The sequence below is a fragment of the Curtobacterium luteum genome (genome assembly GCF_001475545.1).
Lineage (GTDB): Bacteria > Actinomycetota > Actinomycetes > Actinomycetales > Microbacteriaceae > Curtobacterium > Curtobacterium luteum_A.
Genome location: NZ_LDQC01000103.1, coordinates 1 through 6,568, shown reverse-complemented (window position 1 = coordinate 6,568; position 6,568 = coordinate 1). Strand labels below are relative to the sequence as shown.

General features: G+C 72.6%; 7 protein-coding genes. 1 reads left to right on the top strand and 6 read right to left on the bottom strand.

The annotated features are described in order from the left end of the window. Positions 1 to 41: 41 nt before the first annotated feature. From NS184_RS15430 to NS184_RS15415, 4 genes are all read right to left on the bottom strand, one after another. Positions 42 to 920, bottom strand: coding sequence for an aldo/keto reductase (locus NS184_RS15430; RefSeq protein WP_058726988.1), 879 nt, complete (start codon positions 918 to 920; stop codon positions 42 to 44). A 91-nt stretch (positions 921 to 1,011) separates the two neighbouring features. After that, positions 1,012 to 1,599: a YdeI/OmpD-associated family protein gene (locus tag NS184_RS15425; RefSeq protein ID WP_058726989.1), complete on the bottom strand. Its 588-nt coding sequence runs from the start codon at positions 1,597 to 1,599 to the stop codon at positions 1,012 to 1,014. Positions 1,600 to 1,702: 103 nt separating this feature from the next. Next, positions 1,703 to 3,289, bottom strand: a complete 1,587-nt coding sequence (locus NS184_RS15420; RefSeq protein WP_058726987.1) for an FAD-binding oxidoreductase — start codon at positions 3,287 to 3,289, stop codon at positions 1,703 to 1,705. Between the two features lie 43 nt (positions 3,290 to 3,332). Continuing rightward, the gene (locus tag NS184_RS15415; protein WP_058726986.1) at positions 3,333 to 3,875 is read right to left on the bottom strand and encodes an acyl-CoA thioesterase; all 543 of its coding nucleotides are present in this window, start codon (positions 3,873 to 3,875) and stop codon (positions 3,333 to 3,335) included. Positions 3,876 to 4,002: 127 nt separating this feature from the next. Here NS184_RS15415 and NS184_RS15410 point away from each other — a divergent pair, with 127 nt between their 5' ends. Then, positions 4,003 to 4,989, top strand: a complete 987-nt coding sequence (locus NS184_RS15410) for an aldo/keto reductase (protein ID WP_058726985.1) — start codon at positions 4,003 to 4,005, stop codon at positions 4,987 to 4,989. A 109-nt stretch (positions 4,990 to 5,098) separates the two neighbouring features. Here the strand turns inward: NS184_RS15410 and NS184_RS15405 are convergent, their stop codons facing one another. Beyond that, positions 5,099 to 5,581 (bottom strand): FBP domain-containing protein, encoded by a 483-nt coding sequence (locus NS184_RS15405; protein WP_058726984.1) that lies wholly within the window; start codon positions 5,579 to 5,581, stop codon positions 5,099 to 5,101. A gap of 208 nt (positions 5,582 to 5,789) precedes the next feature. Beyond that, the gene (locus NS184_RS15400) at positions 5,790 to 6,464 is read right to left on the bottom strand and encodes a hypothetical protein (protein ID WP_058726983.1); all 675 of its coding nucleotides are present in this window, start codon (positions 6,462 to 6,464) and stop codon (positions 5,790 to 5,792) included. Positions 6,465 to 6,568 lie beyond the last annotated feature (104 nt).

Sequence of the window (6,568 nt, the reverse complement as noted above, 5' to 3'; positions counted from 1 at the left end):
CCTCCCGTCCGTCAGGTGGTCGTGTCAGCGACCCGGCGACCTCAGTGACCGAGGCCGGAGAGCTCCTCGAACTCCTCGTCGGTGAGCTCGACGACGGCACCCTGCAGGTTGTCCTCGAGGTGGTCGACGCTCGACGTGCCGGGGATCGGCAGCATGACGGGCGAACGCTTGAGCAGCCACGCCAGGGCGAGCTGCGCCGGCGTCGCACCCTTGCGCTCGGCGATCGCGGTGAGCGGCGAGTCGTCGCCGGTCAGACCGCCGGTCGCGAGCGGGAACCACGGGATGAAGCCGATGCCCTGCTCCTCGGACCAGTCGAGGAGCTCCTCGGCGTCGCGCTTCTGCAGGTTGTAGAGGTTCTGCACCGTGACGATCGTGGCGTGCTCCTGGGCGGCCTTGACGTCGTCGACCGAGACCTCGGACAGGCCGATGTGGCGGATCTTGCCCTCGTCCTGCAGCTTCTTGAGCTCGCCGACCTGGTCCTCGAGCGGGACCTTCGGGTCGATGCGGTGCAGTTGGAACAGGTCGATGCGCTCGAGGCCCAGGCGGCGCAGGCTCATCTCGCACTCCTGGCGCAGGTACTCCGGGCGGCCGACCGGCGGCCACTCGTTCGGGCCCGTGCGGGTGAGCCCGGCCTTGGTGGCGATGACGATGTCGTCGCCGTAGGGGTGCAGGGCCTCGCGGAGCAGGTCCTCGGCGACGTACGGGCCGTACGAGTCGGCGGTGTCGAAGAAGTCGACGCCGAGCTCGACGGCTCGCTTGAGGACGCGGACGGCCTCGTCGTGGTCCTTCGGCGGTCCCCAGACGCCGGGGCCGGTGAGCTGCATCGTGCCGTAGCCGAGGCGGTGGACCTCGAGGTCGCCACCGATGCGGAAGGTGCCTGAGGAAGCGGCGGGACGGGTGGTGTCGGTGCCAGTGGTCATGCACGCCGTTGTACGCCGCACGCGTGACGCGTCCCTGAGCGGTCGTCCCCCACGTGGCCGCCGGACGCGGATGTCGGACGTCGACCCCGCGCTACGCCGGCGGCTTCCGCGGGTACGGGGTCTCGCCCCGTTCCATTCCGCCGACGAGCTTCGCGATCCGGTTCGCCCGAGCCGTCGCGCTCGGGGCCGTCGTCACCCGGTGCAGCACCGCGTACCGGTTCGTACCGTCGAGCTCGGCGAACAGCGCCGCGGCGGCCGGTGCGGCGTCGAGTGCAGCCCGCAGGTCGTCCGGCACCGTGGCGGTCGCGGCACCCGCGTAGGCACGGTCCCACCGGCCGTCGCCCTTCGCCCGGTCGACCTCGGCCTGTCCCCGTTGCCGCATCCTGCCGGCGGCCACGAGGGTCGCGACCAAGCCGATGTTCCGCTGCGACCAGAGGGACGCGCGGCGTCGGGGCGTGAACCGCTGCCGGAAGGTGGCGGCGTCACGGCCGCGCTTCTGCCCGTCGATCCACCCGGAGCAGAGCGCCTCGTCGAGCGCCTGGTCGTAGGTCAGCGACGTGGGCTCAGTCGTGCCCTTCTTGGCGAGGACGAGCCACACGCCGTCGGGGTCGTCCTCGTGCTCGTCGAGCCAGGCACGCCAGGCAGCGGCGTCGGGCAGCACGAGGTCCTCGGGGTCCATGCCGCCGATGCTAGGCCGCACCGCCGACGAGGCGACGAGCGTGGCGGACCCGCGCCGTGCCTCCAGGACGGAGCGCCGGAGCACCGGAGCGCAACGCGCTCGCTCACACCCAGTGCGGCTGCGACAGCAGCCCGTCCGGGTCGACCTGTTCGGCGATCCGGTGCAGCCGCGAGGTGTTCACGCCGAAGTAGGCCGACGGGTCCGTGATCGCCGCGTCGCAGTAGTTCGCGTACGCCGCACTCCCCCACGCCGGCGTCATCGCCTTCCGGAACCCGCGCACGTAGGCGTCGAACGGCTCCGGGTCGGTCCCGTCCGCGAAGACCGCCGTGTACTGCACCGTCATGAGTGCCGATCGCCACGGGAACGCCGTGTCCGTCCGCCCGACCCGAGCCACCGCCCCGCCGAGCGCGTCGAGCGAGACACCGCCCTCCAGGTTGCCCGACACGTCTCCGGCTGCCGCCGCGTGCTGCACGAGGACGTCGATCTGCGCGTCCGTGAGCTTCGTCCCGCCGATCGACGAGGTCGCCGCCTCGGACACGCGCTGCGGCTTGCCGGCCAGCGCGGACATCGCGGCGCCGTAGGACAGCTGCTCGGCGGTGTGGCGCGTCGGCTTCGCGCCGGTCGCGGCGATGAACCCGTCGACCGAGGCGTCGGCACCGGTCTTCGAACCGGTCCACACGCCGGTCACGGTGACCGACAGCGAGGAGTGCCGCGAGCCGCCGAGGAGCTTGAGCGTCGACCACAGCTCGTCGTCGGCGGTCGGTGCCCAGTCCTGCCACGCGCGGACGACGTCCGCTGCGGCCGAGGCCGGGAACGCGAGCTCGAAGAGCAGGACGTCCGGCGCCTCGCGGGTCCGGAAGGTCATCGAGGTCACGACCCCGACGGTGCCGCCTCCGCCGCCCCGGCAGGCCCAGAACAGGTCCGGTTCCGCCTGTGCGGAGACGTCGTGCACGGCGCCGTCGGGCGTGACGAGCCGCACGGCCGTCAGCTGGTCGCAGGTCAGACCGAAGGAGCGGGTGAGCACGCCGACGCCGCCGCCGAGCGTCAGTCCGCCCGTGCCGACCGTCGGGCACGAGCCGGCGCCGATCGCCCGACCCTGGGCGGCGAGCGTCGCGTACACGTTCGCGAGCTGCGCTCCGGGCCCGATCGTCGCGGTGCCGTCCCCGTGGACCTCGATACCGTCGAGCGCCTTCGTGCTGATGACGAGCGAGCGCGGGACCTCGGTTCCGGGTGCGCCGCCGGCCGACCATCCCGTGTACGAGTGCCCGCCGGCGCGGAGGGCGACGGGCGTGTGCGTGTTCCGGGCGAAGGCGAGTCCGGCCTGCACGTCCGCCTCGCTCGTGGCGAGCAGGATGCCCTGCGGGTCGGCGTCGTCGTAGCGCGGGTTCTCGAGGACCCGGGCGTCGTCCCAGCCCTGCGAGCCGGAGCGCAGGAGCCGTCCCGACACCGCTGCGGCGAGGGCCTGCCAGGAGTCCGGGCCGCCCGGTGTCGGGGTCGTGCTCGGTGTGCGGTCCGGCGCCGCGTCCGTCGCGGAGGACGAGCTCGACGGCGTCCGGCCCGGCTTCGGCGCCGCACCGGAGCAGGCCGCCAGGAGTCCGGCGAGCCCGATGCCCACGCCGCCGCCGATCAGCGCGCGGCGGCTCGTCCGGCGGAACGCTCGGTCGGCAGGTTCGGCGGAGTCGGAGTCCATCGCCCCTGTCTACGCCATCCGCGCGGCCCGCACGAGACCCCGGTCAGCGCGGGCTGCTGCTGATCCGCACAGCGTCCGCCCACTCCCGGACCCAGCTCGGCACGGTGAGGTCACGGGGTGCGGGCCCGGTGATCGCGAGCAGCTCCGCCGGGGACACGTGGCCGCCGTCCCGGTGCAGGAACCGGGCCTGCACGACCGCCCGTGCGATGACGGTGTCGCGCCGGACGAACGTCTGCTCCATGTACACCGACCGTTCGTCCATCCCGAGCACCCGGGTGCGCAGGACGAACCGCTGCCCGAGCGTCAGGGACCGCTTGTACGTGATGGTCTGCGCGGCGACGACGGCGTACCAACCGCGCTCGGACGCCGCCCGCCAGAACCCGGAGCGCGTGAGCAGGTCGTAGCGCCCGAGGTCGAGCAGGGACAGGTACTTGCCGTTGTTGACGTGCCGCAGCGGGTCGAGGTCGGTGGGTGCGACGCGGAACGGCGTGCGAGCCTCGTCCCACAGCGAGGTGCCGCGACCCCGGCGCGACGAGGTCAGTCGGGTGCGCAGGGTCAGGAGCAGCAGCCGGAAGTACAGGTTCACGGACCGATCACACCAGTTGCACTCTGCACCCGGCGAGTGTTTGGAGGAACCGCACCAGCGCATTCCCACCTGGGCGGGCACCGTCAGTGCCTCCCTCCAAACGCGGATCGGCGAGTAGACCGGACGCATGCAGACACGCAAGCTCGCAGACCTCGAGGTCGGCCCGATCGGCCTCGGCACCATGGGCATGAGCGCCTTCTACTCCGGCGCCGGCTCCGACGACGACGAGTCGATCCGCACGATCCACCGCGCGATCGACCTCGGCGTCACCCTGTTCGACACCGCCGAGGCGTACGGCCCGTACACGAACGAGGAACTCCTCCGCCGAGCCCTCGCCGACCGCCGGGACGACGTCGTCATCGCGACGAAGTTCGGTCTGTACCGGCACGAGCCCGGCGAGGAGACCCCGACCCAGCAGCGCGGGATCAGCTCCGCGCCCGAGTCCGTCCGCGAGGCGCTCGAGGGCTCCCTCCGCCGACTCGGCACCGACCACATCGACCTCTACTACCAGCACCGCGTCGACCCGGCCGTCCCGATCGAGGACGTCATCGGGCAGCTCGCCGGGTTCGTCGAGGAGGGCAAGATCCGCCACATCGGGCTCTCCGAGGCGTCCGCGGCGACGATCCGCAAGGCCCACGCCGTGCACCCGATCACCGCGCTCCAGAGCGAGTACTCGCTGTGGACCCGGGACCCCGAGGGCGAGGTGCTCGATACGCTCCGCGAGCTCGGCATCGGTCTCGTGCCGTACTCCCCGCTCGGTCGCGGCTTCCTCACGGGCGCGATCACGAGCCCGTCCGACCTGGACGACGACGACTTCCGTCGCGCGAACCCGCGGTTCGCGGAAGAGGCGTTCGCGCAGAACATGCGGATCGTCGACTCGGTGAAGGAGATCGCTGACGAGGTCGGCGGCACCCCGGCCCAGGTCGCGCTGGCGTGGCTCCTCGCACAGGGCGACGACATCGTGCCGATCCCCGGTACCAAGCGGGTCAGCCGCCTCGAGGAGAACGTCGGCGCGACGTCGATCACACTCTCGGCGGACCAGCTCACGCGGCTCTCGTCGCTGCCCGTCCCCACGGGTGACCGCTACCCCGACATGTCCTCGATCGGTCGCTGACGCGCGTCGCCGACGCGACCACCGCGTCGCCGACGCGACCGCCGGACGGACGGGAGGCCCGTGGCACGCTCGCCACGGGCCTCCCGTCTGTCGTGTCGTCGCGCTGCGATCAGACCTCCGCGGCGAACGACGCCGCGCGGAGCCGGAGGTCCTCGATGCGCTGCAGCCGCGCGGCCTCGACGTCGTAGCCCTCGTAGGCGGGCGGCGGCAGCTTCCGGACGTTCCGCGAGCACTGGAAGTGATGACAGACGAGCGTGCCGACGGTGTTGCCGTTGCGGCCGGCCTTCCCGGAGCGCTTGGCGCTGTAGAACACGACGTCGTTCGGCAGCTTGACGTCCTGGCACCAGGAACACTGCGCCCGGCTGCGGGGCGACGCCTCGGCCTGCCGGAAGAGGATCCCGACGAGGTCGCCCTCGAGGGTCGGGACGACGGCGTAGGCGCGGCGACCGATCTTCGGGTCACGCCAGCCGAGGTAGTCGAGGGAGTCCCAGTCGGTCGCCTCGAAGGCGTCGGGGAGGGTGATGTCGGCCGTCTCCTTGCGGGAGGCGTTGACGAAGGACGTGCGGATGGTCTTCTCGCTGATGGGCAGCATGGTGTGTCGCTTTCGACGGGAGCCCGGGGCACGCGGACGCGCGCCACACCGGGCGGAGGTGGTCAGGGGTCGGTGACGGCGGCCACACCGCACGGTGCGACCGGGGGCGTCACGCCCTGATGCCGGCGCTCTGCGCGCCGACCACCTCCTGGAAGCTCACCCGACCAGCCTACGACGACGTGTCAAGTCGGGCGTGTCGCTGCCGGCGTCAGGTCGGCGTCGCCCGCAGCAGCACGACGGACCCGTCGTACGACGGCCGCACCCGGAGCGAGCCGTGGCGGCGGTCCCAATCGCCGGACTCGAGCGCGTCCCGCAGCGCTGCGATCGATCGTCTGGCGGTCATCTCGTCCACGAACGACCACGCCGGGTCCGCCCGTCGTGCCTCGGGGTCGAGGAGCCGCTCGGGCCGGGCGTAGTACGCCTCGGAGAAGCCGTCGACGCACGTGAAGGGGATCGGCAGGCGGGTGGTCTCGACCCGGCCGCCGAGTGCCGCAGCGATCCGGTCGAGGGCGGGGTAGCGGCGAGCCTCGGTCGCCAGCACCTCGGGGGCGTACTCGGCGAGCCAGGAGTCCTGCACGCGGTCGGGGTCGTGGGTCACGACCACGACCGGCCCCCGCGTGACCCGTCGCACCTCGGAGAACACGTGCTCGGGGTCCGACGACCCGGCGACGTCGACGGTGACCACGGCCGCCTCGAACGAGTCGGCGGCGAACGGCACCTCGTCCGAGGAGACCTCGGCCGACGTGACCTCGCGGTCGGTCGGCGCGTACGACACGGCGCCGGCCGCGACGTCGAGCACCGTCCTTGCGTCCGCGAGCGCCTTCGTGACCGCCCGGGCGAAGGACGGCTCCGGTCGGCGCCATCGGCTGTGGTCAGGGCTCACGCCCCCAGCCTACGGACCGCCGCTGCTACGCTCGCCGGATGTTCTCCGGGGGATTCGCCGTCGTGACCGTCGTGTACCTGCTCGTCGTGCTCGCCGCACTCGTG

Coding starts and splice junctions, on each gene's coding strand:
- NS184_RS15430 (WP_058726988.1), bottom strand. CDS start 920: ATGACCACTGGCACCGACACCACCCGTCCCGCCGCTTCCTCAGGCACC.
- NS184_RS15425 (WP_058726989.1), bottom strand. CDS start 1,599: ATGGACCCCGAGGACCTCGTGCTGCCCGACGCCGCTGCCTGGCGTGCC.
- NS184_RS15420 (WP_058726987.1), bottom strand. CDS start 3,289: ATGGACTCCGACTCCGCCGAACCTGCCGACCGAGCGTTCCGCCGGACG.
- NS184_RS15410 (WP_058726985.1), top strand. CDS start 4,003: ATGCAGACACGCAAGCTCGCAGACCTCGAGGTCGGCCCGATCGGCCTC.
- NS184_RS15405 (WP_058726984.1), bottom strand. CDS start 5,581: ATGCTGCCCATCAGCGAGAAGACCATCCGCACGTCCTTCGTCAACGCC.